General features: G+C 43.4%; 22 protein-coding genes, 1 pseudogene, 1 riboswitch and 1 other annotated feature. Of the genes and pseudogenes, 20 read left to right on the top strand and 3 right to left on the bottom strand.

Annotated features, from left to right (window positions below):
• Positions 1 to 68: 68 nt before the first annotated feature.
• Both ACYQ1I_RS11450 and ACYQ1I_RS11445 read left to right on the top strand, forming a co-directional pair.
• Positions 69 to 800, top strand: a complete 732-nt coding sequence (locus ACYQ1I_RS11450; protein ID WP_459765454.1) for a hypothetical protein — start codon at positions 69 to 71, stop codon at positions 798 to 800.
• A 234-nt stretch (positions 801 to 1,034) separates the two neighbouring features.
• Positions 1,035 to 1,385 carry a hypothetical protein gene (locus ACYQ1I_RS11445; protein WP_459765452.1) on the top strand — a complete coding sequence of 117 codons (351 nt, stop codon included), beginning with the start codon at positions 1,035 to 1,037 and terminating at the stop codon, positions 1,383 to 1,385.
• Between the two features lie 893 nt (positions 1,386 to 2,278).
• Here the strand turns inward: ACYQ1I_RS11445 and ACYQ1I_RS11440 are convergent.
• From ACYQ1I_RS11440 to ACYQ1I_RS11430, 3 genes and pseudogenes are all read right to left on the bottom strand, one after another.
• Positions 2,279 to 3,328 (bottom strand): annotated as a pseudogene (locus tag ACYQ1I_RS11440) (IS256 family transposase).
• Positions 3,329 to 3,699: 371 nt separating this feature from the next.
• On the bottom strand, positions 3,700 to 4,032 hold the full coding sequence (locus ACYQ1I_RS11435) for a PadR family transcriptional regulator (RefSeq protein WP_459765450.1): 333 nt from the start codon (positions 4,030 to 4,032) through the stop codon (positions 3,700 to 3,702).
• A gap of 11 nt (positions 4,033 to 4,043) precedes the next feature.
• Positions 4,044 to 4,853: an RDD family protein gene (locus ACYQ1I_RS11430; protein ID WP_459765448.1), complete on the bottom strand. Its 810-nt coding sequence runs from the start codon at positions 4,851 to 4,853 to the stop codon at positions 4,044 to 4,046.
• Positions 4,854 to 5,142: 289 nt separating this feature from the next.
• Positions 5,143 to 5,256, top strand: a riboswitch (TPP riboswitch).
• Positions 5,257 to 5,441: 185 nt separating this feature from the next.
• On the opposite strand from ACYQ1I_RS11430, the gene tnpA reads away from it, so the two are divergent.
• The 18 genes from tnpA to ACYQ1I_RS11340 all read left to right on the top strand — a co-directional run bounded on the left by tnpA (position 5,442) and on the right by ACYQ1I_RS11340 (position 25,729).
• Entirely contained in the window at positions 5,442 to 5,918 is a 477-nt protein-coding gene (tnpA, locus tag ACYQ1I_RS11425) for an IS200/IS605 family transposase (protein ID WP_459762763.1), read from the top strand.
• 157 nt (positions 5,919 to 6,075) lie between these two features.
• Positions 6,076 to 6,567, top strand: a complete 492-nt coding sequence (gene thiW, locus ACYQ1I_RS11420) for an energy coupling factor transporter S component ThiW (RefSeq protein WP_459765446.1) — start codon at positions 6,076 to 6,078, stop codon at positions 6,565 to 6,567.
• Positions 6,568 to 6,591: 24 nt separating this feature from the next.
• On the top strand, positions 6,592 to 7,407 hold the full coding sequence (gene thiM / locus ACYQ1I_RS11415) for a hydroxyethylthiazole kinase (protein WP_459765444.1): 816 nt from the start codon (positions 6,592 to 6,594) through the stop codon (positions 7,405 to 7,407).
• Entirely contained in the window at positions 7,397 to 8,032 is a 636-nt protein-coding gene (gene thiE / locus ACYQ1I_RS11410) for a thiamine phosphate synthase (RefSeq protein ID WP_459765442.1), read from the top strand. Before thiM ends, thiE begins: the two co-directional genes overlap by 11 nt.
• A gap of 161 nt (positions 8,033 to 8,193) precedes the next feature.
• Positions 8,194 to 8,446: a binding site (T-box leader), on the top strand.
• Between the two features lie 92 nt (positions 8,447 to 8,538).
• Entirely contained in the window at positions 8,539 to 10,257 is a 1,719-nt protein-coding gene (locus tag ACYQ1I_RS11405; RefSeq protein WP_459765440.1) for a carbon starvation CstA family protein, read from the top strand.
• A 138-nt stretch (positions 10,258 to 10,395) separates the two neighbouring features.
• Positions 10,396 to 10,722, top strand: coding sequence for an MGMT family protein (locus ACYQ1I_RS11400; RefSeq protein ID WP_459765438.1), 327 nt, complete (start codon positions 10,396 to 10,398; stop codon positions 10,720 to 10,722).
• Positions 10,723 to 10,884: 162 nt separating this feature from the next.
• Positions 10,885 to 12,810, top strand: coding sequence for a sigma 54-interacting transcriptional regulator (locus tag ACYQ1I_RS11395; protein WP_459765436.1), 1,926 nt, complete (start codon positions 10,885 to 10,887; stop codon positions 12,808 to 12,810).
• A 271-nt stretch (positions 12,811 to 13,081) separates the two neighbouring features.
• Positions 13,082 to 14,341 (top strand): four-carbon acid sugar kinase family protein, encoded by a 1,260-nt coding sequence (locus tag ACYQ1I_RS11390; protein WP_459765434.1) that lies wholly within the window; start codon positions 13,082 to 13,084, stop codon positions 14,339 to 14,341.
• Between the two features lies 1 nt (position 14,342).
• Entirely contained in the window at positions 14,343 to 15,497 is a 1,155-nt protein-coding gene (locus ACYQ1I_RS11385; protein WP_459765432.1) for an iron-containing alcohol dehydrogenase, read from the top strand.
• 42 nt (positions 15,498 to 15,539) lie between these two features.
• A complete protein-coding gene (gene pdxA, locus ACYQ1I_RS11380) occupies positions 15,540 to 16,577 on the top strand; it encodes a 4-hydroxythreonine-4-phosphate dehydrogenase PdxA (RefSeq protein WP_459765430.1) in 1,038 nt (345 codons plus the stop codon).
• 16 nt (positions 16,578 to 16,593) lie between these two features.
• Entirely contained in the window at positions 16,594 to 17,655 is a 1,062-nt protein-coding gene (locus ACYQ1I_RS11375) for a TAXI family TRAP transporter solute-binding subunit (RefSeq protein ID WP_459765428.1), read from the top strand.
• 101 nt (positions 17,656 to 17,756) lie between these two features.
• Positions 17,757 to 19,655, top strand: coding sequence for a TRAP transporter permease (locus ACYQ1I_RS11370; RefSeq protein ID WP_459765426.1), 1,899 nt, complete (start codon positions 17,757 to 17,759; stop codon positions 19,653 to 19,655).
• The gene (locus ACYQ1I_RS11365) at positions 19,652 to 21,169 is read left to right on the top strand and encodes an FAD-binding protein (protein WP_459765424.1); all 1,518 of its coding nucleotides are present in this window, start codon (positions 19,652 to 19,654) and stop codon (positions 21,167 to 21,169) included. Before ACYQ1I_RS11370 ends, ACYQ1I_RS11365 begins: the two co-directional genes overlap by 4 nt.
• Before the next feature lie 12 nt (positions 21,170 to 21,181).
• Complete coding sequence (gene dapA, locus ACYQ1I_RS11360; RefSeq protein WP_459765422.1) at positions 21,182 to 22,078, top strand: 4-hydroxy-tetrahydrodipicolinate synthase; 897 nt, start codon at positions 21,182 to 21,184, stop codon at positions 22,076 to 22,078.
• Between the two features lie 162 nt (positions 22,079 to 22,240).
• Positions 22,241 to 23,185 (top strand): ABC transporter ATP-binding protein, encoded by a 945-nt coding sequence (locus ACYQ1I_RS11355; protein ID WP_459765420.1) that lies wholly within the window; start codon positions 22,241 to 22,243, stop codon positions 23,183 to 23,185.
• A gap of 2 nt (positions 23,186 to 23,187) precedes the next feature.
• Positions 23,188 to 23,922, top strand: coding sequence for an ABC transporter permease (locus ACYQ1I_RS11350; RefSeq protein WP_459765418.1), 735 nt, complete (start codon positions 23,188 to 23,190; stop codon positions 23,920 to 23,922).
• Positions 23,919 to 24,605, top strand: a complete 687-nt coding sequence (locus ACYQ1I_RS11345) for an ABC transporter permease (protein ID WP_459765416.1) — start codon at positions 23,919 to 23,921, stop codon at positions 24,603 to 24,605. Before ACYQ1I_RS11350 ends, ACYQ1I_RS11345 begins: the two co-directional genes overlap by 4 nt.
• Positions 24,606 to 24,643: 38 nt before the next feature.
• Positions 24,644 to 25,729 (top strand): sensor histidine kinase, encoded by a 1,086-nt coding sequence (locus tag ACYQ1I_RS11340; RefSeq protein WP_459765414.1) that lies wholly within the window; start codon positions 24,644 to 24,646, stop codon positions 25,727 to 25,729.
• The last annotated feature ends 4 nt before the right edge of the window (positions 25,730 to 25,733 follow it).

The raw sequence follows: 25,733 nt of genomic DNA, 5'->3' as shown, positions 1-25,733 counted from the left end.
CAGCCCTAGTATATAATTAAAATAAGCAGTTTATCATAGCTGTCATTAAAAATGAAAGGAATTAGCGTATGAAGCCGTTGAATGATACCTATTACCTGGCAGAAAGTGCTTATATTCCCAAAAACCGTCGTAAAGAGTACATCCAATATTTGAAATTATATTATCTACCCAGGGTCGAAGCTTGGAAGCAGGGGGGCTTAATCAAAAACCAGGAAGTCTATCAATATCTTTTTAAAAATATTAAAAAGGGTAGCTTTTTATCATGGAATCATTTAAAGCTAATGGAATTAAACAACCGATCAGTAGCAGATCAGGTTATAGAAGAATTGGGAGGACTACCGAAATTTCAAGGAAAAGAGCTGATTCGTCGGGAGCTTTTGGTTAGTACACCCAACTCAAATTATCCAGAAGCCAGTCCCCAGGCCCGGCAGCGAAGTCTTCCCTTATTTTTCGCCATTGAATACGTTGATGTGTACCAGCCCCATCTTGATGAATTTAGACAAATCATGATCCACAACAATGGCCCTGCAATGAAGTACATTATGATGGAACGGAAATGGTGCTACAATTTTATTGCACTGGAAACAGTGGAAATATTTCGTCATAATCCACTGATCCCCGGGTGGAACCAGCTCCATGTCATTGGCCTGTATCCCGATGCCGTATTAAGCTACAAAAAAGACTTTGAAGCAGGCCTAAAGGAAGCCACTGGTATTTCCTTTGAAGAAAACTTCAATAGATTGAAGCAAATCCGAGCTATGCTCTATAAAACTGGGAATAAACGATTAAAGCTAACCTAAAAATGGCACCCTATTAAAATAAGATAAAGGAAAAATTCAATCGTCAACCTTTTGTGAACTACCACCACTTAAGGTGGAAGACTTCTTGGCAATTTGGGTTAAAAAATTTTAAAATTAATTTTGAAAAATGGTTGATTTTTTTCACTTAAATCTCTTTTTATATAATGTAAGACGAAACAAGTTGGCCAACAGGAAGAGTCTTACCAAAATAAAAAAATTAAAGGAGATGTTATTATGCCAGATGTAGGCGAAAGAAAATGGGTAGCTATTGAAATGACAAGAGGAGAGATGGAAGCAGAGGTTGGGGATATAAACACTGGAATATCTAGTATAGTAATTTCTATAGCTGGTCTTCTGATAGGAACAGTTTACACGTTAGCAGGTTCAATACTAGGTCTCATAGGTGCGGCCCAGGTAGCACGAGATACATTTTATAATAAATATAAAAATGAGCTTCTACAATGTCTTAATGAGCTTGAAACAGCAGATGACAATGCTGTGATACGTCTAGAACAACAATATAAATACCACGTTAAAGGTGGTTGGCTACCCCTTAACGAATTTAGGTTAGCAGTAGAAGAGTAATCGAGTAGGAGGTGGGTAAAATAATTACTCACCTCCTTCGATTTAATAGATCTTAATTATGGTAGAACCGTAGGCTGTACATGTAAATAAAAAGACTCACTAGGATAAAGGATAAAAATAAAACATATAGAAGATATTTATTTTCTCTAGTCTTTAAATAATTTTTATAATATATAAAACATACGGTAGGTATAAAAGTGATAGTAAAAATACTAAATGCAATTAAATTTGAATCCCATGCTAAGTATGCAAAGGATAATACATATGCTAAAAAGAACCAAGAATCTAAACTTTTTGTTTTGATAATATCAAATGGTTCAAAGATATAATCATTTTTCTTTGTAATATAGAGAAGTCGAGCGCAAACAAAAATTGCTAAGATAGTAGATATTAGTATGGGTAAATTATTTTTCAAAATAAAACCTCCTTTCACAGGTGAACATTAATTAAGCTTTAATACATGTTTTTACTAAAACATCACTTTTACCTTCATACTAATCATTAGTCTAACGATAACTATTTTTATTTTAACATTATTTTGATATACTGAATATAATTCAATGTAAATTTATCATCTTTCTATCGACAATTACTTATTTGTGGGTCTCCAATTCCATTCTATTCCTTCATGGTGAACAGGGTTCCAAATTAATCTCTAAAGTATAGCCCTAATATTGTTTTAAGCTTTTTAATTATATCTTTAAGGGAACTGGTTCCTACATACTAAAGGAAAGATTATATGGAAAGCGGACCTGTCAAGAAATTTGTGTAAAGTTATTGCCTAGTATCGTAGATGCTGGGTAATTCTGTCTTTAAATAATACCACTAGCTGATTTAGTACTTTTGCCCAATTCTGGACTGGTCGATCCCATGTTTTCTTAATATCGGTGACTCTAAGATAGACCAAACTTGAAGAGTGCTGTCTCACTGGGAAAGGCTCCTTTTCGATTGGTTACCTTCCTTAATTGGTTATGATAACTTTCTATGGTATTGGTTGTATAGATGATTTTTCTAATATGACTGGGATAGTTAAAGAGATTTTCTACCGATGCCCAGCTGTTTCTCTATACCGCTAACGCGGCAGCGTATTCTTTCCACTTAGTCTCAAAGTCTTGGAATAAGCTGTTAGCTTCATCTAAACTAACCGCTCGATAGACTCCTTTGATATCTTTAGCAAATTCAGCCCAGTGCTTACGGGGGATATATCTGGTGCTATTTCTCATGAGATGAACAATGCACCGTTGTTGGATTGCACTAGGATAGTTGGCTCCTATGGTTTCTTCTAGCCCTGGAAGTCCATCTAAAGAAATGAAGATTATGTCCTCTACACCACGGCTCTTGATTTCTTCTAGTATCTGTAGCCAGTGTCTACTGCTTTCATCTTCGGATAACCAAAATCCTAGAACATCTTTATGACCCTCTGGATCAATTCCTATCACGTTATAAAGGGCTTTCTGGCCTGTACCTGACTCTGTTTTTACTGGTGTGTACATGGCATCTACAAATACAAAGGGGTAGCACCTTTGTAGCGCTCTATTACGGAATTCTTTGATAAGGGGAATAATTTTGTCGGTAATCTTTGAAACTGTTTCATGGCTGATATCAAAGCCATAAATGTCTTGGATTGTGGCTTCAATATCTCTTTGAGATTGTCCTTTTGCGTACATAGCCAGGATTTTTTCTTCAATTCCTGCGACATCCTTCTGGCCTTTATTTGGAACATTAATCTGAGTATCTCCCAACTGACCGATCACGGTTTTGGTACTGTGACCATTACGGCGGTTACTGGTGGTCGCTTGATTGTTAGCATTTTTGGCGTAGCCAAGGTGATCATCCAGCTCTGCTTCGAGCATGGCCTCCAGGGTATCAGCAAACATGTCCTTAAGAGCCTCCTGAATGTCCAGGGCAGACTTGATCTCATAGTTTTGAAACAGATACTTCATTACTTCGTCAGAAGCGGGATTACGTTTTTTCTTAGCCATAGTGTAAGCCTCCATTTTGAATTAGGTAGATTATATCATAAATCTACTTTACACAAATAATCTTACACCCTCTGGAAAGCTTTGGTTATATAATGAAACTAAATCATTTCAGAGAAGTATATCCAACACAGTAGAACTAAATGAGATAACATTAAGATTTTATGTAAGAGCAAAAATATATGACGTATTAAAAGACAAGTTAGGTGGAAGGGACTCAGTATAATAACTTGACCCTTTATAGTTCTAGTGAAAATGGCAAGGCCAGCGTCTTGGAGGCGCTGGCCGGTAACAACCTCTTATAGAGCTAGAGCAGACCACCTATTTTACGGATGTTATAGGTGGTCATGATTCTGAACTTTAATTCCTAAAGAAGAAACACTGTTTACGATCCCTTCCCATTCCTTTAGCATTCGATTGAGATATTCTAAACCGGTTTTTGTAATGTGATAGTACTTTCTTGCAGGGCCATTCAAGGATTTTCTTTGGGTTATTTGGGTGTAACCCGTTGCGTTTAATCGACGAAGAATGGTATAGATTGACCCTTCGTAGACATCAGGGAAAAACTGTCGAATTGATTTCATAAGCTCGTATCCGTAAAGCTCCTCATCCTTCAGCTTATATAGAATACACATTTCCAGTACACCCTTTTTCATTTGCGTATCCATGATACAACCCCCTAAGCTTCCACCACAATGGTATCAGTCAGCATATCATGGAGCGCCTTATGTTCTTTGGTAAACAGAATCGTGAATAGTGAGATTAAGGGTACAACTGGAATGGAGTTTATGAGGAATTTACCTAAAAACTCACGGCTAAAAATAGAACCCCTTGTTATACTTGATGTATCTGAGCGGCACACCTTGATGTGCATAAGCTTCTTTCCAACAGTCTGGCCTTTGAAAATCAGGGCGGCCCCCAATGAATAGAACATATAGAATACAAGACCGAATATTGCAAAGGCAATTGATGTAGGGGTTGGCCTTCTACTAATTTGCTGAATGTTTTCTGCTCCATCTTCTGAAACCGATATTGTGTCATGGGGGTTTATATTAATAACTTCTTCCTGGGTGATTGTATATTCCTCAAAGCTGGCATATCCCAGATAGCTTAATGTTCCCACTAAGGGGGTTGGGTACAGAATTAAAATAACATAAGACAACATAGCACTTCCTAAAACAAATGTAATGACAAAGGCAGGAACTACGGCTATTATGGCATCAATAAAGTAAGCACATAACCTGCGCCCTGGATTAGAGATGTGTTTATCTAATGGCGTTACTTGCTTTTCCTCATGTAGTTCAAGAAGGGATTTTACTAAAAATGCAGGCGAGCCAAGCTCTACAGATATTTCATCATCGGTTTTTCCATCTTCTCTACCAGATACGAAAAAGCTTTCGTAATCAGTTAAAATATCCTTTATAGCATCAGGCGGAAGCTTCCCTTCAAGATTTTCTTTCAGCTCATTCAAGTATTCAAATTGTTTCATTAATCACTCCTCCTTACTACTTATTGAACAGTAGCCTTTTTCCTATTGTATCACGCTACTATTTAATAATCAATAGCCTATATCAATATGCAAAATTCAAATTGTTGTACTCCAAACCAAGCTTATTTAAAGATTTGACGAACTATATATCATTAAATTTCAATCTTTTACCTTATTATTCCACCTTAAATATCGTCGTTTTATTTAATTTCTATTTTATTGTCAACTCACCCCCAGTATGGTACCATGAAATTAAAGTATTTCATTTTTTTTAAAACTGAATAAGAATTGAAAGCACTGGGAGAGTTGGAAAGGCCAACTGAGAAAAAGACCCTGTAATGTCTTTGATCCCCATATACCTGATCTGGATCATGCCAGCGTAGGAAAGTGTATTTAAGAAGCATATTTTATCATGCGTCATTAAGCACAAATCTTGCAATGGGATTTGTGCTTATTTTTGTATATCGAAAACCCCCGGTTCTACCGGGGGTTCCAAAAAGCTTTAGCTATGAGCAGAAAAAATAACCTCCTTTTGTTAGAATAAAAAAGGTTCGCCAACCAATTTTAAAAACAAAAGGAGGATCCGAAGTGGATAAGAATAGTCTATCACATACTACCTGGAGTTGTAAATATCATGTAGTTTTTGCACCCAAATATAGAAGGCAGGCTATATATGGGAAGATCAAAACTGACATAGGAAAGATTCTAAGGAAGTTATGTGAGCAAAAAGGTGTAGAAATACTGGAGGCAACAGCCTGCGTGGATCATGTACATATGGTGATAGCAATACCACCCAAATATAGTGTTTCAAGTGTGATGGGGTATTTAAAAGGAAAAAGTTCACTAATGATATTTGATAGACATGCGAATTTGAAATACAAGTATGGAAATAGACATTTCTGGTGTAGAGGTTATTATGTGGACACGGTAGGACGCAATGAAAAAGCAATAAGAGAGTATGTGAAAAATCAAATACAAGAAGATATAGCTAATGATCAAATCAGCCTACAAGAATATATGGACCCGTTTACGGGAGAGCAAGTAAAGAAAGGCAAAAAGAAGTAAAGAGCTGCTTAAGCAGCAGCCCGTAAATGCAAGCAGTTGGCGAACCATTCAAAGAGCCTTAAGGCTCAAGCGAGTAACATGCCCTTCTAGGGCTGAGCAAACTACCCGCTGAGCGGGTAGTTTTGATTATTTAAAAATTCAAGTAAAGAGGTGAAGCATGAATCTAAAAAAATTGACTGCGGCGGCACTGTTAAGTGCCATGGGAACAGCCACTGCCCACCTGTTTTATATTCCAGTAGGGGCGGCCAGGTGTTTTCCCATACAGCATACCATTAACCTGCTGAGCGCCACCCTACTGGGGCCGGCCTATGGAACAGGGGTGGCCTTTACCATATCCTTGCTTCGGAATTTCATTGGTACAGGTTCGCTGCTGGCCTTTCCCGGCAGCATACTGGGGGTTTGGCTTGCTGCTGTATTTTATAAACGTAGAAAAAAACTCATCTGGGCCATGGCGGGGGAACTGGTGGGAACAGGTTTTTTGGGAGCCTTGGCGGCTTATCCCCTGGCCAACTATTTAATGGGGAACGAAGCAGCGCTATTTTTCTTTGTGGGGCCCTTTATGCTAAGCTCACTGGGAGGGGTAATCATTGGGTTTGTCCTCTTAAATCAGCTCAAGCGGTTGGGCCTGGAAAAGTACATGGAAGCATAAAAAATCATATTCAGGAGGTTAACTATGGAACTAAAGGAGCATTTAGGAGGACTTTTAAAAGCAGTAAGGGAAAAGAAGCCCCTGGTACATCACATTACCAATTATGTAACCGTAAACGACTGTGCCAACATTACCCTGGCTGTGGGGGCGGCGCCAGTCATGGCCGATGACCCGGGAGAGGTGGAGGAAATGGCAGCCCTGGCCCAGGCCCTGGTGTTGAACATTGGCACCCTGAATCAACGAACCGTTGAGTCGTCAGTTTTGGCCGGTAAAAGGGCCAATCGTGCTGGTATTCCAGTGGTACTTGACCCTGTAGGGGCTGGAGCCACCAAACTAAGAACTGAAACAGTAAGCCATATTATTGAAAATGTTCAGCTGGCGGTTGTCAAGGGGAACATGTCGGAAATTAAAAATATCTATGGTATGGAAGGTCAGACCCGGGGGGTCGATTCATTGGACGACCCCCGGGAAGGCGGAAAGGAAATTGCCCTTTCTCTTGCCAGGAAGTTGAAATGTGTTGTGGCCATTACCGGGGTAGTTGACATTGTTTCTGATGGCAGTCAGGTTTACTGCATTGAAAATGGCCACGAAATCCTATCGAAAATAACAGGAACGGGCTGTATGACGGCTTCTATCATTGGAGCCTGCTGTACTGTGGGGGAATCCAACCTGCATGGAACCCTGTTGGGGATTATGATGATGGGAATAGCAGGGGAAATTGCCTTTGATCAATTGGCCAGCCCAACCCATTTAGGAAGCTTTCGCCTTCGGCTGATTGATGCCTTTGCAAGCCTTTCAAAGGAAATACTGATAGAAAGGGGAAAAATCTATGAAGCCTAATGTAAGCTACCGGCTGTATCTTGTAACCGATCGAGGTTTTCAAAGGGAAAAAAGCCTTTTGGCTCAGGTGGAGGAAGCCATTTTAGGGGGGACTACCCTGGTTCAATTGAGGGAAAAGGAGGCCGGTTCCCTTGAATTTTATCAATTGGCCAGGTCTATTAAGGCCTTGACTTCCAAATACCATGTTCCCTTAATTATTAATGACCGGGTGGATATCGCTTTGGCAGTAGATGCAGAAGGGGTCCATGTGGGACAGCAGGATCTGCCGCCGGAAATAGTAAGAAGGCTCATTGGGCCCCATAAACTGCTGGGGGTTTCGGCAGCTACCCTGGAGGAGGCCCTGGCAGCCCAGGCCCAGGGAGCAGATTATATTGGGGTAGGTGCGTTGTTTCCCACCAATACCAAGACCGACACCCGGCAGGTATCTTTAGAGCTGCTGAAGCAGATCAAGGAGCAGGTCGCTGTACCAGTAGTGGGGATCGGCGGAATTAACAAGGAAAATGCCGATACTATATTTTCCACAGGAATAGATGGTATTGCGGTGGTATCTGCCCTGCTGGGAGCCCCCTCTGTTATGCTGGCCGCCCAGGAGCTAAGGGCCATTGCCGATAAACTAAAAAAATAAGAAAAATTTAAACTTTTTTGAAAAGGATTTCCCATAGTCAATAACTAAACTATAGATTTTTGAAAACGATACCAATATATTCGGAATATAAAATATATTCCGAAAAGTTATTGACAGGCCTACAGTCAGGTGATAAACTTGTTCCAATAGAAAATTCAAAATCCAAAGCAATGAACAGGATATGCTTTAGGTAATTTCATTCCAGAGAGTCGTCGGGGGGTGCAAGACGATATGAAGCCTAAAGCTAACTCACCTGGGAGCTGTTCACTGAAAGGCTATGGCCCAGTAGGTGAAACCGGCATTCCCCCGTTAAAGGGAAGCATATCGAAGTGGCTATAGGCCGTTTGATATGATCGAGGGGCTGCTTTGCAGCAACAAGAGTGGTAACACGGGGTATAGGTCTTCGTCTCTTACATTAAAAGGGGCGAGGGCTTTTTTAATTGTCTTTTTTACCATTTGAATTTTCTGCTGGTATGATTATCATTAATAATTTAGGGGTGAGTAAAGTGAATGGTGTATTAATGATGTTTATTGCATTTCTGGTATTAGGAGGGGCATACCTGACCTATGGCAGATGGCTCGCCAAAAGCTGGGGAATTGATCCACAGGCCAAAACGCCTGCCTATGAATTGGAGGATGGAGTAGATTATGTTCCTGCCAAATCAGGGGTTGTATTTGGCCATCAGTTTGCTTCTATTGCAGGGGCTGGCCCAATTAACGGGCCCATCATAGCGGCCATGTTTGGGTGGGTACCGGTGCTTTTATGGATTTTAATTGGGGGCGTATTTTTCGGAGCAGTTCAGGACTTTGCCGCCATGTATGCCTCGGTCAAGAACAAGGGGCGCAGCGTCGGGTACATTATCGAGCTATATATCGGGAAATTGGGGAAAAGGCTCTTCCTGCTCTTTGTATGGCTATTTTCTATACTGGTGGTGGCTGCCTTTGCAGATATTGTTGCAGGAACCTTCAATGGCTTTACGGCAGAGGGGGCATTAAATACGGCCAATGGTTCCACTGCCGCCACATCGCTGCTATTCATTGTGGCCGCCGTAGCCTTTGGTATCTTGATTAAGAAAAAGAAGCCTTCATCAATGGTTACCACGGCGGTGGGGATTGCCCTGCTGGTGGCATCCATTGCCCTGGGGCTGGCTTTTCCCATTTATTTTTCAAGAAACGCATGGCTGTATTTTGTATTTGCCTATGTATTTGTGGCCTCTGTAACACCAGTATGGGCCCTGCTGCAGCCCAGGGATTATCTTAATTCATTTTTACTGGTGGCCATGATGTCGGCGGCGGTTATTGGGGTAATTGTCTATAATCCCACCATAGAGCTGGCCCCATTTACCAGCTTTAATGTAAATGGCCAAATGATGTTTCCCATTTTATTTGTAACCATTGCCTGTGGTGCCGTGTCAGGCTTCCATGCCCTGGTATCGTCGGGAACCAGCTCGAAGCAAATTCAAAATGAAAGGGATATATTGCCCATTTCCTTTGGTGCAATGCTGCTGGAATGCCTTTTGGCGGTGATCGCCCTGATTGCCGTTGGGTCAATGGCAGTGGGGGGAAATTTGCCCCAGGGTACACCGCCTATCATCTTTGCCCAGGCCATTGCAGGCTTTCTGAATGTATTAGGTATTCCTTCCGCCACCTCCTTCGCCATTATTACCCTGGCGGTCAGTGCCTTTGCCTTAACCTCGTTGGATTCCGTGGCCCGGGTTGGAAGGCTTTCCTTCCAGGAGCTGTTCATGGATGCAGAGACCGATGAAAAAAATATGTCGACCTTAACAAGAATATTGACAGATAAATATTTTGCCACCGGCATTACCTTGTTTATGGGCTATTTATTGGCCGTCGGCGGCTATCAAAACATTTGGCCCCTGTTTGGATCGGCCAATCAATTGCTTTCAGCCCTGGCCCTAATTGCCTTGGCAGTATTTTTGAAGAAAACCAACCGGGCAGGCTTTATGCTTTGGGGACCAATGGTCATTATGCTGGCGGTGACCTTCACAGCCCTGGGTCAGACCATCTATAAAATTTTGCTGAAGCTCTTTGTTACCAATGATTTCGTACTTCATAGCGACGGCTTGCAGATCATTTTTGCCGTCTTACTCATGGGGCTGGGCTTTTTAGTTGCTGTTTCGGGCTTTAAGAAAATTGCAGAAAAGGGTGATTCAAAGTCAAAGTCTGATAAAAAGCTGGAAACGGAAAGGATTATAGAGGTATAATTAAAATAATATAGATACAATACACAGAATTCTGATGAAAAAAGGAGCTAGTAAGTAGGCCCTGGCCCGGAAAAGTGCTATAATAGATAAAAAGCTATATCAACTGACAATCGAGATAGCAAACTTTTGGAGGTTTCAATGGAGGGTTTTTTTCAAAGTGTTTATAAAATTGTTGAAAAAATCCCGGCGGGCAGTGTTGCCACCTATGGTCAAATTGCCATGATGCTGGGTCGCCCAAGGGGGGCACGGATGGTGGGGTGGGCCATGGCCAGTGTTCCCCGGGGGCTGAAGCCGCCCTGTCATCGGGTGGTTAATCAAAAAGGAGCCCTGTCACCAGATCATATCTTTGGAGGCCCTGGAAGACAGCGGGCCCTTCTGGAGGATGAAGGGGTTACCTTTGACCAATCTGGAAAAATAAATATGAAGATTCATCTATGGCAGCCAAACCTAGAGAAAGATCTCTAGGTTTTTCCATGGCCTTAAGAGGAAATAGAAAATATTACAATTCCCCATTGAATTTACTTTTTCAATGTCAATTGATACAATGATGAAGTAATAGAAAGAAAATTTTTAAAATTATCATATTAAATTAAGAAGTATAATTTCAAAGAAACGGTGGAGGAAGCAATGAAGGAAATTGTGCTGATTGCCCCCTATGAAAGTATGTATCGGGTGGCTAAGAATGTAATAGAAAAAAATGGCTACAGTAATGTAGGCGTTGCCCTGGGAGATTTGAAGACGGGTCTGGATCAGGCCCATCAGGCCCTGGAAAGGGGAGCCAATGTGCTGATTTCCCGGGGCGGTACCTTTACCATGATTAAGAAGGGGCTGGATACGCCAGTTGTAGAACTAAAAATCAGTGCCTATGATGTTTTGAACAGCATACGGCATATAGTCGGCAAAAATGAAAGAGTCGCCATCATTGGCTATAACAATATCATTTATGGCTATGATCTGTTAAAGGATATGAAGGGAATTAATATTGTAAAGATTGATATTCTTGACCATGATAACCTGACGGAAAAAATCAGGGAATGTGTCTCAAAGGGAATTTATACCTTTATGGGGGATGCCATTGTCAATACCGTTTGCAGAAAAATGGGCTATCAATGTCATATAATAGAAAGCGGGGAAGATTCAATACGTTGGGCCATTGAAGAGGCCCAGGGAATCTTATCGGCCTATAAAAATGAGCTGGAGCGTACGAAACGATATGAAGCCTTAATTGACTGTGTTCACGACGGTGTGATTGCCACCGATGATCATAATCGTATTATTGCCTTCAATCGAGTTGCCCAGGAAATATTCAAGGTAAATAAGGAAGGGGTAATGGGCAAAAGTATCGAGGCCGTATCGGATATTAAAGATATTGCCCGGGAGGTAGCCGAGGGTAAAACAGTGGTTGATCAAATTAGAACCATTCAGGGTGATAAGTTCACCTTCAGCAATATTCCCATTATGGTCAATGGTGAGGGAAAAGGGGCTGTGGCAATTATGCAAAACGTTGCCATGGTACAGAACCTGGAAAGAGAAATCAGAACAAAGCTGATGGAAAAGGGATTTGTGGCCAAATACACCTTTGATTCCATTGTATATAAAGGTGATAAAATGAAGCACTGCATTGAGGTTGCCAAAAAATTCAGCCAGTATGATTCTTCGGTGCTGATCGAAGGCCCTTCTGGGGTAGGAAAGGAGCTATTTGCCCAAAGCATACACAATGAGAGTAGAAGGCGAAGGGAGCCCTTTGTGGCGGTGAATTGTGCGGCCCTTCCCAGCAGCTTAATTGAAAGTGAGCTCTTTGGCTATGTGGAAGGGGCCTTTACGGGCTCTAAAAAGGGTGGAAAGGCCGGAGTATTCGAGCTGGCCCACAAGGGAACCATTTTTCTGGATGAAATCAGTGAGCTGCCCCTGGATATGCAGGGAAGGCTGTTAAGGGTTATTCAGGAAAGGGAAATTATGCGGGTCGGTGACAACAAGGTGATTCCCCTGGATATCAGAATTATTTGCGCCACCAACCGAGACCTGAGGCAAATGGTTGAAGAAGCCACCTTTAGAAGGGATCTGCTGTATCGGATCAATACTCTTTCCTTTAAAATTCCCCAATTAAAGGATCGAAGGAAGGATATAGAAGCCCTGGCGGGATATTTTATGGACAAGTATGCGAAACGATATAAAAAGGAAGTGAAAAAATTTTCCCCTGAGGCCATGGATTTTTTGCTGAATTATGATTACCAGGGGAACGTAAGGGAATTAGAGGGGATGTTGGAAAGGGCCGTTATTATTTGCGAAGGGAAGGAAATTACCTTAAAGGATTTGACAGTGGGAAGGCAGGATTATGAAAAAGGGCCTAAGGTCAATTATGAAGAAAACCATCTGCCTGCAAAGGAAATCGTTGCAGACCTTGAAGCCCAGCTGAATCGCCTGCCCAGCTTGAAGGAACTGGAGCAATACTATATTCATTCGGTGTATGACAGGGTAAGGCAGTCCACCTCAAGGGCCTGTGAAATACTAAAAATACATCGTTCCACCCTTTGGAGAACCATAAAGCAGTAGGCCTTGTTGCAGAAAGAAACATGTTTCAATTTAAAACATAAATGGTTTCAAAATAAAACATATAAAAAATAAAATTTTATTACTATTGTAAAAAGATGGAATTAAATCCGAGCCGATTTGATTTTATCTTTCTTTTTTTCATCTCTATAAAACGAGGATTTTTAAAGGTATGATCCCTTATTTACGCGCTATTAAAAAATCAAATATTAAAAGTTGGCACAACCCTTGCTTTACTAAAGGGCATCAAATAGATTGAGAGGTTTGTGATGCTATGGTTGTAATAATTGCAGATGATTTAACAGGGGCCAGCGATACGGGCGTTCAATATCAGATTAATGGTTTTTCTACAATGGTAAAGGTACTGCTGGATAATGATGATTGGAAGGAAAATTTGAAGAAATATGAGGTGCTTTCCATCAACACCGATACCCGGTCATTGAGCTGCCGTGACGCTTATGAAAAGGTTTACAGCCTAACCAGGGAGCTCGGTCAGCTGAATATAGATTATCTCTATAAAAAGGTAGACTCAATTATGAGGGGCAATCCCGCTATTGAGCTGCAGGCCGTAATGGATGGCCTGGGGGCTGAAATTGCCCTGGTGGCACCGAGCTTTCCAGACAATGGCAGAATAATTGAAAATGGTATTTTGTATTTACCCGACAATAAAAAGGTAGATGTGACGGCGATCTTTAATGAAGAAACCAATAAGCAGGCCTGCAACATCAGCCTGGCTGACATTAGAAGGGGCGCTGAATATTTAAAGGAGTATGTCTTAAAAAGGCATCATGAGGGAAAGGAAATATTTGTACTTGATGCTGTCAATGATGAAGACCTGGCTACAATTAAAACCACCTCTATGCTGATTGACAAGAATAAGGTTCTTTGCGGCAGTGCGGGGCTGGCCAGACATTTAAGCAATGAAAGGAAAATGAACCAGCCAAGGGAAGATCAGGAAAAGGACATCAATACCATTTCAATGGTGGTGGTGGGGTCAAGGAGTGTTAAAACCGCAGAACAGGTTGAAAGGATTGCCGACACCTTTGGGGCTCCCATCATTCTGGTAGATGCCGACGAAATCAAGTCTGGCCGGGCAGAAGCCGTAAAGGTACAGTGTATTCAGGAAATAACCCAATGCTGTGAAAATGGCGAAAAGCTCCTGATTATTGCCGTAACCAGTCTTTTTAAAGAATATGCTGTGACTTTAAGAAGCTCAGAGGAAGAAAATAGTCAGGCACTGCTAATTGCCAGGGTATTGGGAGAAATTGTCCACCAGGCCTACGATATAGTCAGGCCCCAGACCATTGTTTCCACAGGGGGCGATACCTCTTTACAAATATGCAGTGTATTGAAGGCCCAGGGAATCGAGCTGGAGGATGAAATAACAGCCGGGGTTCCCATTGGCAGAATCATAGGGGGAAAGGCCCATAACACCTCCATTGTGACAAAATCTGGAGGCTTTGGGGAAAAAAATGTATTGGTTGAGGTAATAGAATATTTAAATAGAAAAGAAAAGGTACTGGAGGGCTGTTAAAATGAAAAATTATTCCATGCAATTACCATCCAAGGTTTATGGTGGTAAAGGGAGCATTGATCAGTTAAAGGAGATATTGGAAAAGGAGCAGGTTAAAAAGGCCATGATTTTTACCTATGGCAGTATCCTTGCCTCGGGGCTGGGAGACCTGGTCTTCACCAGGCTACAGGAGGCCGGTGTAGCCTATGAGGTCTTTGATGAGCTGGTGCCGGAGCCTACCGTAAAGGATGTTGAAAAGATGATGGCAGCAGTTGAAAATTCCCAGGGGCAGATCATGATTGCCATAGGGGGCGGCAGCGTCATGGATGTGGCTAAACTCTATACAATATTGAAGAATGCAGACTATACCATCAGAGATTTATTGAAAAACCCGTCCATCGGCAAAAAGACCATGAAATCCATTATGATCCCCACTACCTGCGGCACCGGGTCAGAGGCTACCTGTAATTCTATTGTGACTGTTCCGGAGGAAAATCTAAAGGTAGGTATTGTCAATGATGATCTGATACCTGATTATGTTATTCTTGACCCCATAACAATACAGGGGCTGCCTAAGGACATACTGGCCTCAACGGGGGTAGATGCCCTGGCCCATGCAGTGGAATGCTTTACATCCAAGAAAGCCAACCCCTTTAGTGATACCTATGCGTTAGCGGCAGCAAAGCTGATTTTAACCAGTATTAAGGCTGCCTACGATAACCCTGACGATATGGAGGCCAAAACCAATATGCTACTGGGTTCCTTCTATGGCGGTGTTGCCATTACATCCAGCGGAACCACAGCGGTTCATGCCCTGGCCTACCCGTTAGGGGGAAAATACCGTATTCCCCATGGGGTATCTAACGCCATTTTATTGGCCCAGGTGATGGCCTTTAATCAAGATGCCTGCCAGGATAAGCTGGCCATGATCTGCGATGCTGTTAATCCCGCCATGGCCCCAGAATCCCCAGAAAAACGGGCCGGCTATGTTATCAAGCTAATTGCTGAAATCGTAGATCATACTCAAATTCCTACGAGCTTAGAGGAGTTTGGAGTGAAGGCTGAGGATATAGACTTCTTAGTAGAGGCCGCCAGCAAGGTGACCAGACTTCTGGATAACAACGTTAAGCCTTTAAGTCTACAGGATATCAGAGAAATCTACCAAAAAGTAATGTAGCCCTAAGACATAGATGCAATGAAAAAAGGAGGGAAAAAAGCAATGAATTCTTTACCTATTTTAGGAATTACCATGGGAGACCCGGCAGGAATCGGGCCAGAAATTACCGTTAAGGCCCTGGCTAAAAAACCATTGTACGACACCTTAAGGCCCATTGTCATTGGAGATGGAAAGGTTTTGGCCAAGGCAGCAGAAATTGTTGGAATGAAGCATATTAAGATTAATTCCGTTAAAAATGTTCAAGAGGCTAAATTTACCTACGGTACCATTGACGTATATGATCTTGAGGTGGTTGATCTGGAAAGGCTTGAATATGGAAATGTATCGGCCATGGCTGGAAATGCAGCTTTTCAATACGTAAAGCGGGCCATCGAATTGGCCCTTGCAGGGGATATCCATGGTACTGTCACCAACCCCTTAAACAAGGAGGCTCTAAACCTGGCAGGTCACCATTATTCAGGCCATACAGAGATTTACGCAGCGCTGACGGGTACCCAAAACTATTCGATGATGCTGGCCCATGAGGATCTGAGGGTGGTTCACGTATCGACCCATGTGTCCCTTCGAGAGGCCTGTGATCGAGTGAAAAAGGAACGGGTCTACAATGTTATCAAAATAGCCCATGAGGCCTGTCAGGCCCTGGGAATACCAAATCCACGAATTGGAGTGGCGGGTTTAAATCCCCATTCAGGTGAAAATGGCCTCTTTGGGTGGGAGGAAAAAGAAGAAATTATACCCGCCATAGAAAGGGCAATAAGTGAAGGTATGCTGGTGGATGGCCCGGTACCGCCCGATACAGTTTATTCTAAGGCCAGGGGCGGGTGGTATGATATTGTGGTGGCCATGTACCATGATCAAGGTCATATTCCCTTAAAAATGGTGGGCTTTGTCTATGACCGTGAAAAGCAAAAATGGGGTGAAATCAGTGGTGTTAATATTACCCTGGGTCTACCAATCATAAGAAGCTCTGTTGATCACGGTACAGCCTTTGAAAGTGCCGGCAAAGGAACAGCCAGCGAGATCAGTCTGGTTAATGCCATTGAGTATGGTGTTCAACTCATAAACAATCAAAGAAAATAATTGGGGGGAAATTAAAATGAAAAAGAAAAAAGCGTTTAAAGCAGCAGCATTTGTAATTTCGATTATGATGTTAATGGCCTTGGTGGCAGGCTGTGGCTCCAATGAAACCCAGGGCCCCGAAGGGTCCCAGGGGCAAGGTGAAAGCCTTCAGCCTGTTGAATTGAATTTTGCAACCCAAAGTGTAGGAACCAGTATGTATGTTTATGCTTCCGCCATTACCCAGCTAATGGAGGCAGCCTTGCCCCAGGGTTCATTAATTGACGTACAAACCACTTCTCCCGGTGGTGTAGGGGCACCTATTATTATCGACAATGGGTCTGCCGATCTAACCCTTGGAAATGCAGCCCCCGCCAGATGGGCGGCAGAAGATGGTATTTTAGGCAATCCGCCCACTACCAATGTAAGGGCCCTGGTGGGGGGATTAGGACAGGATTTTGTTAACATTCTATTTACCCAGGAATTTGTTGATAGAACCGGCTTTACAACGGTGGAAGAAATTGTAGAAAATCAATATCCAATTCGCCTTGCCGTCAAGTCATCCGGTGCCTTTGGTGAAATGGCAGCAGCCAAGGTCTTTGAAGTGCTAGGTGTTGACTATGCCACAATAGAGTCCTGGGGCGGCAGTGTAACCCAAACCGGTTCCGATGCCATTGTGAGCTTATTAAAGGACAGCAAGGCCGATATGACCATTGATCACGTGGCAGCAGGCCAATCCGCCACTACAGAGCTTTGTATGACTACAAAAATGTTTTTTCCTGAGCTTTCTGAAAGCACCAGACAAAAACTAAACGATATCGGTTGGGGAAACGTTAACATTCCTGCTGAAACCTGGAAGGGACAAGACAGGGAAATTAAATCAGTAGGTTCACCCCAGGTGGTACTGGCTTCGGCAGATATTGATGAGGCTACAGCCTATGCCATTACCAAGGCAATCTGTGAAGGAAAGGAAACCTTGGTGAATGCCCATAATGCCCTTTCAACCTTTGATCCTGCCACTGCCTGGGAACCGGCCAAAACTGGAGCCGAGCTACATCCAGGTGCCATCAGGTACTATCGTGAAATGGGTTATATGAAATAAAACACAATAGAAAAGAATACAGCATAGAGGCAGCTTACTATGCTGTATTCATTACCACTTAGATGATAAGCAATAATATTATACTAAACGGGGGAATCCGTATGAAAATGAAGTACAAGTCAAAATTTTTAGCATCGGTGGCGGTCAGTATTGCCTGGATTATCTTTCAGCTTTATATAGCCATTGTTTCACCGTTACATCCGATGCTTCAAAGTCCAGTTCACTTACTCTTTGCACTATTGATAGTTTTTATTAATAATCCGGCGGATAAAAGCGGTGAAAGACCGTGGATGAAGCTGATCGATATCCCTATTTTCATAGGAATTACCTATTTATTTTATTATTTTGTCAGCCAAACCTCCCGCCTGCAGGGGAGAGTACCCTATATATCCCCCATCGAGGGGATCGATATGATTGCCATGGTTGTCATGATGGTAATCCTGTTTGAAGCAGTAAGAAGGGTATTAGGGTTAACCTTAACCTGCTTTATCGGTGTCTTTGTTTTATATGCCTGGTTCGGAAAATATGCTCCTGCATTGTTTAAATTTAGAGGAACCAACCTGAAGCAGTTTACTGAGCTGATGATTATGGGGCCCGATGGGATTTTAGGTACACCCCTTTATACATCGGCCAGCTATCTCTTTTATTTTATTATGTTTGGTGTACTTTTTTCTGCCTGCGGCGGTGGCCAATTGCTGATTGATATTGGAATGAAATTTTCCGATAAAAGCTCCAGCGGCCCGGCAAAGGCTGCTGTTATCAGCTCTGGTTTGATGGGAATGGTCAGCGGCAGTGCAGTTGCCAATGTATCTACCACAGGAGTGATGACCATTCCTATGATGAAAAAGGTCGGCTACGAGCCCGAACAGGCCGGGGCCATTGAAGCCATTGCCTCCACCGGCGGCCAAATTATGCCGCCCATCATGGGGGTCGGAGCCTTTATTATGGCAGAAATGCTGGGGGTACCTTATTCAAGGGTGGCCTTTGGTGCCTTGATTCCTGCCATTGCCTATTATTTATCGGTATTACTGCTGGTTCATTTCATAGCTAAGAAAAAGCATCTAAACGCCGATTCTGATGCGGTTAAATTTGACTCCGTTAGAATCCTTCCCAGGCTTTATTTACTCATTCCTGCCTTTGTGCTGGTGTATTATATGGTTTCTGGAGCGTCCCTGATGAAAGCAGGTTTGATGGGAATTTATAGTGTTTTGATTATCAACGTAATCAGCAGGTTCATTCTGGGGGGCCAGAATTATGTACCCCTTAAGGAATTGGGTCAATCCATCATTCAGGGCATTAAGCAGGCCTCTGAAATTGCCATACCAACGGCTGCCTGCGGTATTATTATTGGTATCGTGATTCAATCGGGTCTGGCCACGAAGGTATCTTCAATTATTGCCAGGGTAGGGGGCGGCAATATTATATTGGCCCTGGGCATAACGACCCTAGGTTGTATGCTGCTGGGAATGGCCCTTCCAACGGTGGCAGCCTACCTGGTCTCTAATGTATTATTTGTTCCAATCTTGATCAGACTGGGCATTCCGGCTTTGCCTGCCAATATGTTTGTATTTTATTTTGGTATTATGGCCCAAATCACACCCCCTGTGTGTTTAGCTTCCTTTACCGCCGCAGGAATCGCCGGGGCAGATTCCTGGAAAACAGGGTGGACGGGCTTCAGGTTTTCACTGGTGGCCTTTTTAATTCCCTTTATCTTTGTATTTAATCCAGGGATCCTGCTGATTGGTACTCCCTTAGAGATCGTGGTGTCGTCGGTCATCCTTTTCTTTGGAACTTATTTGTTTGCTGGGGCCATGGCTGGATACCTCTTTATACCCCTTGAAAAGTATGAAAGGGCCATTCTGTTTGTGGCTGCCATTACGTTGATTGTGCCGGAATTGATTACCGACGTAGTTGGGTCTTGTCTGGGAATCATCATGATTGGATATTTGTTGATGAAAAGAAATAAAAAATCAGTGAAGTTAGGAGAGAGTGCAGAATGAAGCAGCATCGTCATGAGGTTATTATTGTGGGTCTGGGCCTTGGGGCCCTGGCCACGGCTGCCAGGCTTTACGAGCTGGGAAAACGAAATATAGGAATTTATGCTTCAGCCTATGGCGGTACTCCCTATATTGCAGCCATTAATTTTGTACTAGAAAATAACCCCTATGGTGATACACCAGAGCAGTATATAAACGATATGCTAAGGGCTGGCTATGAAATTAATGACCGGGAACTGGTATCTTCAATGTGCCATGCCACCAGGGCCGGCTACGAGCTGTTGAAAAGATGGGATGTTGAGTTTTCAACCCTAGAGGATGGAAGCCCCAGATTGAGACATGCATCGGGCTCAACCTATCCCCGTTCTCTATGTAATACCGATACACTAATCGGAAACGAAATACTTCAAAAGCTGAAGGATGGTTTAACAGAAAAGGGGATTCATATCTATTTAGGCAGTGAATGTGTAAAGCTCCTGTCTGAGAATAATCAGGTCTATGGGATTACCGTAAAGGACAAAGAAGGTGTCTATAATGCCTATGGCTCTACCGTAGTGGCCGCCTGGGGTGGCGTAGGAAATTTATTTGGTATTTCCACCTATCCAAAGGATATCAAGGGAAATACCATAGCCATTGCCAGGGAGGCCGGTGCAGCCCTGGTGGATATGGAATTTCTAGAATATGAGCCAATGGTGGTGCTTAGCCCCCCTGGCGCCCTGGGAGAACCCTGCCCCACGGCCATGCTGGGGGAAGGTGCCCATCTGTTAAATACCCAGATGGAACGGTTTATGCTTAAGGTCAGGCCCCAGGGAGAGGCGGGGGCCCCTAAAACCCTCATTAATCATGAAATATGGAAGCAGGTAAAGGCCGGAAAGGGAACCAAAAACCAAGGGGTTTATGCCGATTTAAGGCATATCCCAATTGAGACCCTAAAGGCCTACCCCTGGTTTTATAATAGACTGGTTGAGGCAGGCATTGATCCTGCAACAGAGCTGCTTGAGGTGGGCCCCATGGCCCATAGCTATTCAGGGGGCATTAAGGTTAACTCAGACTACGAATCAACAGTTAAGGGCCTTTATGCCGTCGGAGAAGCGGCAGGATCAATCCATGGTGCCTGCCGGCTGGCAGGGAATGCGGCCGCTCAGGCCACTCTTTCAGGTCTGTTGTGCGCCGAGGCCATTGCTAAAAAGCAAATCGCTATACCAGATGAGGAATTTCCTGTAGATTATCTGGAAGATCAGGGGGTATATCAACAAATTGTACCCCAGGTTAAGCAGCTTGCCCTCAATGTACTGGGAATTTACAGAAACGGCCATGATTTAGCGACGGCCCAGGAAAAATTAGAAGAAATTTTAAGCAGGCCTGAAATTAAAAAAGATACAGAGACCTATCAAATTACCCAGTCTGTTCTGATTATGGTTCGGGCTGCCCTGGAAAGAAAGGAAAGCCGAGGCACCCATATGCGTACAGATTATCCTGAAACAGATCAAACCTATCAAAAAAGTATCATCATATAAGGAGTGTTGTCTGTGAAAATAGAAGGAATTATACCTGCCGTTGTAACCCCAATGTTTGAGGATGGAAGCATCAATGAGCAGGAGCTTAGAAATCAGATTAATCGGCAAATCCGTGCCGGAGCCAGCGGTATCTTCTGCCTGGGTACCAATGGAGAGGCCTATATTCTGAATAAGGATGAAAAGCTGAGGGTTTTAGAGATCTTTGTTGAAGAAGCAGGGGGAAGGGTGCCCATTTATGGGGGCACCGGCTGTGTTGGAACGAAGGACACCATTGAGCTTTCCAAGGAGGCCCAAAAAATAGGGGTAGATGCCCTTTCCATTATTTCACCCTACTTTGCAGCCATTTCCCAGGAAGAAATTTTTGAACATTACAGCGCCGTTGCCCAGTCAACAGATTTGCCCATTATACTATATAATATTCCTGCCCGAACGGGGAATCAGATCGAGTATAAAACAGTTGAAAAACTGGTGAAAAAGCATACCAATATTGTGGGAATAAAGGATTCCAGCGGGAGCTTTGATAACATACTTCGTTATATTGAGACAACAGATGCCAGTACCTTTTCAGTATTGTCGGGTAACGATTCGTTAATTCTATGGACCCTGATGGCGGGGGGCAAGGGGGGCGTTACGGCTGTAGCCAATGTTTTACCCGAAATTATGGTCAGCATTTATCAGCGTTGGAAAAATGGCGATATAGAAAAGGCCAGGGCTGCCCAGGATTCCATCAGACCCATCAGAGACTGCTTTCAATACGGGAACCCCAATTCCATTATTAAGGCTGCTACCAATTTAATCGGTCAGCCTGTGGGCCCCTGTCGAAGGCCCTTTGGAATCATTTCACCCCAGGCCAGGGAGGCCATTATCAAGACCATAGATACCCATTACCAGGCCTACAAAAAATCCTAATATCATGATTTAAACCCTGTAAAAGGAGGCATGTACTCCTAATTGCAGGGTTTTTTAGTTTAATAGGCAGTTACATATGTCACCATTACATTTGTCACTATTCGGTATAGCCTTCCTTTGCTATGATAATATTAATAAAATAATAAGCTGGGAGGAATTCAAATGGTAATAGCACATATGCAGGGGGTTGTTAAACGCTACGGTTCGTTTTTGGCCCTGGACCATATTGATTTAGATATTGCCGGGGGAGAAATACTGGGTCTGCTGGGCCCCAATGGTGCAGGTAAAACGACCCTTATTCATGCCCTGGCAGGGGTGATTAAAATTGATTCGGGGGAAATTGAGGTCTTCGGGAAACCACAAAAAGAGCATATAATAGAGATTAAAAGACAGCTGGGCCTGGTTACCCAGGAAATTACTGTATTTGGAGATCTAACCGCAAGGGAAAATCTTGAATTTTTCGGCGGTATTTATGGACTGCGGGGTAATGTATTAAAAAATCGTGTGGATGAAGTGTTAGAATTCGTAGGTCTGACTAAGTTTGCCAGAAAGCTCCCCGAAAAGTTCTCAGGGGGAATGCAGCGGCGTTTGAATATTGCCTGTGCTTTACTGCATAAGCCAAAATTTTTAATTATGGATGAGCCTACCGTGGGAATTGACCCCCAATCCAGAAATCACATACTTGAAACCGTCAAGGAATTAAAACAACAGGGTACCAGTATTCTTTATACAACCCATTATATGGAGGAGGTTCAGGCCATTGCATCCCGGGTGGTAATTATGGATCAAGGTCATATCATTGCCCAGGGAACCATTGATGAATTGGTGGAAAGGATTCAACATGAGGAAAAAATTCAGCTTGAGGTAATGGAGCCTACAGAAATGCTCCTGAAAAGGCTCGAAAAAATCGAAGGGGTTAAACAGGTTATTCTGAAGGGTAGAACAATTACCATCATCTCCCGGGCAGGCTCGGGGAATTTAGATCAAGCCTTAAACATTGCAAGGGAAGCCGGGGGAGTTAAATCAATCAATGCAGATAAGCCCACCCTGGAGGATGTATTTTTGACCTTGACGGGCAAGCGCCTGAGGGATGGAGAGGGGGAATAGAAATGCTTTTAAAGTCTAGCTATTTCACGCTACGAAGGATGCTTCGGGGGTATTTGGCATTAATCATACTATTAGGCATACCCTTGCTAATTATTACGATACTTGCTATGATTTCAGGCAATGGTTTCAATGAGAGGCTGGGAATTCCGGTAATCGACGGAATTTCCATTACTATAATCGTTTCCTTTCAGTTATTTGGCGGTTTTTATACAATGGAATATATCAAGGAAGATCTGTTTAGTGCTAAAAAATGGCGCATTTATTCTCTGCCCTATCCTGTCCATCTTCATGCCTTTTCCATTCTGATAACCTGTACGCTGTTCAGTGCCCTGCAAGGGCTGGTCATGGTGATTTATACTCAATTGGTTTATGGCGTGAATTGGGGAAGCATAGGCCTCGTTTTATTTGTACTGGTGAGTCTTTCCTTGCTTACCCAGCTTGTTTTTCTGATGCTGGCAATGGGGGTTAAAAACTTTAAGCATGCAGAACGTCTGGGCGAGGTCTATGGCCTGGGTTCAATGGCCCTGGCAGGCGTTTGGTTTCGCCTTCCCGACAATGCCCTCTTTAATTTCCTTACAACCTATGGAAATCCTGTTTCTTTGGGGGAAAATGCGATTCTTAGCTTTGTTACCCAAAAAAATATAGACAGGGGGGTATTAAGCCTGGGAATTTTATTGGCAGCATCGGCGGTAATGGCATTACTGGCAACGGTTTTGGGAAGGAGGAAGCTGGTATGACGATATTTTACTTTGTATTTAAAAGGTTTTTTCGGAAATTATCTAATGTGGCTATGATATTGATATTACCCATTGCAGCAGTTTTTCTGCCAGTGGGGGATTTCTATCCCCTTCCCATGGGCTTTCAATACTACGGGTTGCTGCTTTTCTTCATTGCAGCCCGATTGGCCGGTATCATTCTAGAAGACCGCAGTAACCGAACCCTGCTGAGAATCGGTGTAGCGCCCATCACCCATTTTCAATATTTAAGTCAAAATCTGCTGGCCTATTCTATGCTTTTAATTTTACTCAATGGGGTGGTAGTAATATTGGGAAAGCTATATCATGGTGAAACCCTAATGGCTCCCCTCTGGCTGTTCATTATCTATTCCTTTTTCTCATTAACCGCCATTGGATTCTGTTTGGCCTGGTATACACTGTGTCGCAATAAAGAAGCAGCCTTTACCCTTCTGTCAAGTATAATTATACTAATGGGAATGATCGGTGGTGTTATGTGGCCCGTTGAAATTATGCCGGCAGTTCTTCAACGGGTGGCAATGTTTCTGCCCACCTATTGGCTGGCAGAGGGCGTATTGCTGGCAATTATGGGCAAACCTGCTAGAGAACTGCTCCTACCCCTGGGTATGATGCTTCTGTTTAGTTTGTCTTTTCTAATATTGGGTAGTAAAAGAAGGATTGTGTAAAATGATCGTTATTGACGAGTATTAGAGGGTGGTAGAGCATGGAAAAGGAATGGGAAAAATTAACGCCAGAAGGAAGTATTATGATCTATAGGATTTTGGGATTACTCCTGCTGAGTCTGCTATGGGTAAGAAGCAGCAGTCAGTTGGGGGTAGTCCTTCTGCTGTTTTTGGCTTTATTAGCTTTGGCCAGGTGGCGCTTTAACCTGCCTGGGTGGACTGTACTCCTAGATCAGGCCGCTTGCATCAGTATGGCTTTTCTCTGGCCCCAGGCAGCATACGGACTGGCCATTCCTCTGTTTGAGGCAATGATTCTTGCTAAACCATGGTTTGGCTTGCCCATTGTAGCCTATATCATTTTTTACCCTCATTTTTCAGTAGCCCTTGCTGTTATTTTATTGCAGTCAGCCATGACGGGTACCATAATACATAGCTGGCAATGGGGTGCCAGGGCCTATCGGCAGGAGGCAGACCGGGAGCGGCGGCAGCGGTATGAATTGGAAAAGCTCAAGGGCGAATTACTGCTGGCAAATATTCAAACGGCCCGAATGGCAGAGCTATCTGAGCGAAATCGAATTGCCCAGGAACTGCATGACGACGTGGGGCACGAGCTTACAGCCTCTGTTTTAGCACTACAGGCCTTTGAGCAGCTATGGCAGGAGAATGATCCCAAGGCAAGGGAAATGCTCCTTCAAGCCCGGCAACGGCTTTTAGGCAGTGCCCAAGCCTTACGGGAGCGGGTTTATGCCATTAAACCCATTCAGCCCCCTGGAATTGATGAGTTTCAAAGCATTTGCAGGGAATTTACTGCTTGTCCCCTTCATTTACAGGTAGAGGGGGATACCGCCAGGATACCGGTCTATCTATGGAGTATTTTAAAGCCCTGCCTTAAGGAAGGCCTGACCAATGTCATTCGTCATTCCAATGCTACAAGGGTTACAGTGCTGTTAGATGTCACTCCCCATATTGTAAGACTTTCTATAGAGGATAATGGAACCGGGGCGACAGTCTTAAGGCCAGGAATGGGTCTCAGGGGGCTAAGACAGCGGGCCAAAGCAGTGGGGGGCAGTGTTACCACCGATGGCAGCAGGGGATTCCGGTTGATTTGTGTCTTGCCAATGAACTAAATAA

This window comes from Alkaliphilus crotonatoxidans (assembly GCF_054658015.1).
The sequence above is the reverse complement of the archived record's forward strand: the minus strand, read 5'-3'. Positions and strand labels throughout refer to the sequence as shown.

Bases quoted from the DNA above. Each gene is read 5' to 3' on its own strand.
- ACYQ1I_RS11445 (WP_459765452.1), top strand. From the start codon at position 1,035: ATGCCAGATGTAGGCGAAAGAAAATGGGTAGCTATTGAAATGACAAGA.
- thiE (WP_459765442.1), top strand. From the start codon at position 7,397: ATGAAGCCTAATGTAAGCTACCGGCTGTATCTTGTAACCGATCGAGGT.
- ACYQ1I_RS11450 (WP_459765454.1), top strand. From the start codon at position 69: ATGAAGCCGTTGAATGATACCTATTACCTGGCAGAAAGTGCTTATATT.
- ACYQ1I_RS11340 (WP_459765414.1), top strand. From the start codon at position 24,644: ATGGAAAAGGAATGGGAAAAATTAACGCCAGAAGGAAGTATTATGATC.
- ACYQ1I_RS11345 (WP_459765416.1), top strand. From the start codon at position 23,919: ATGACGATATTTTACTTTGTATTTAAAAGGTTTTTTCGGAAATTATCT.
- ACYQ1I_RS11400 (WP_459765438.1), top strand. From the start codon at position 10,396: ATGGAGGGTTTTTTTCAAAGTGTTTATAAAATTGTTGAAAAAATCCCG.
- thiW (WP_459765446.1), top strand. From the start codon at position 6,076: ATGAATCTAAAAAAATTGACTGCGGCGGCACTGTTAAGTGCCATGGGA.
- ACYQ1I_RS11430 (WP_459765448.1), bottom strand. From the start codon at position 4,853: ATGAAACAATTTGAATACTTGAATGAGCTGAAAGAAAATCTTGAAGGG.
- ACYQ1I_RS11390 (WP_459765434.1), top strand. From the start codon at position 13,082: ATGGTTGTAATAATTGCAGATGATTTAACAGGGGCCAGCGATACGGGC.
- ACYQ1I_RS11370 (WP_459765426.1), top strand. From the start codon at position 17,757: ATGAAAATGAAGTACAAGTCAAAATTTTTAGCATCGGTGGCGGTCAGT.
- ACYQ1I_RS11350 (WP_459765418.1), top strand. From the start codon at position 23,188: ATGCTTTTAAAGTCTAGCTATTTCACGCTACGAAGGATGCTTCGGGGG.
- ACYQ1I_RS11355 (WP_459765420.1), top strand. From the start codon at position 22,241: ATGGTAATAGCACATATGCAGGGGGTTGTTAAACGCTACGGTTCGTTT.
- ACYQ1I_RS11395 (WP_459765436.1), top strand. From the start codon at position 10,885: ATGAAGGAAATTGTGCTGATTGCCCCCTATGAAAGTATGTATCGGGTG.
- ACYQ1I_RS11365 (WP_459765424.1), top strand. From the start codon at position 19,652: ATGAAGCAGCATCGTCATGAGGTTATTATTGTGGGTCTGGGCCTTGGG.
- ACYQ1I_RS11385 (WP_459765432.1), top strand. From the start codon at position 14,343: ATGAAAAATTATTCCATGCAATTACCATCCAAGGTTTATGGTGGTAAA.
- thiM (WP_459765444.1), top strand. From the start codon at position 6,592: ATGGAACTAAAGGAGCATTTAGGAGGACTTTTAAAAGCAGTAAGGGAA.
- ACYQ1I_RS11435 (WP_459765450.1), bottom strand. From the start codon at position 4,032: ATGGATACGCAAATGAAAAAGGGTGTACTGGAAATGTGTATTCTATAT.
- pdxA (WP_459765430.1), top strand. From the start codon at position 15,540: ATGAATTCTTTACCTATTTTAGGAATTACCATGGGAGACCCGGCAGGA.
- ACYQ1I_RS11375 (WP_459765428.1), top strand. From the start codon at position 16,594: ATGAAAAAGAAAAAAGCGTTTAAAGCAGCAGCATTTGTAATTTCGATT.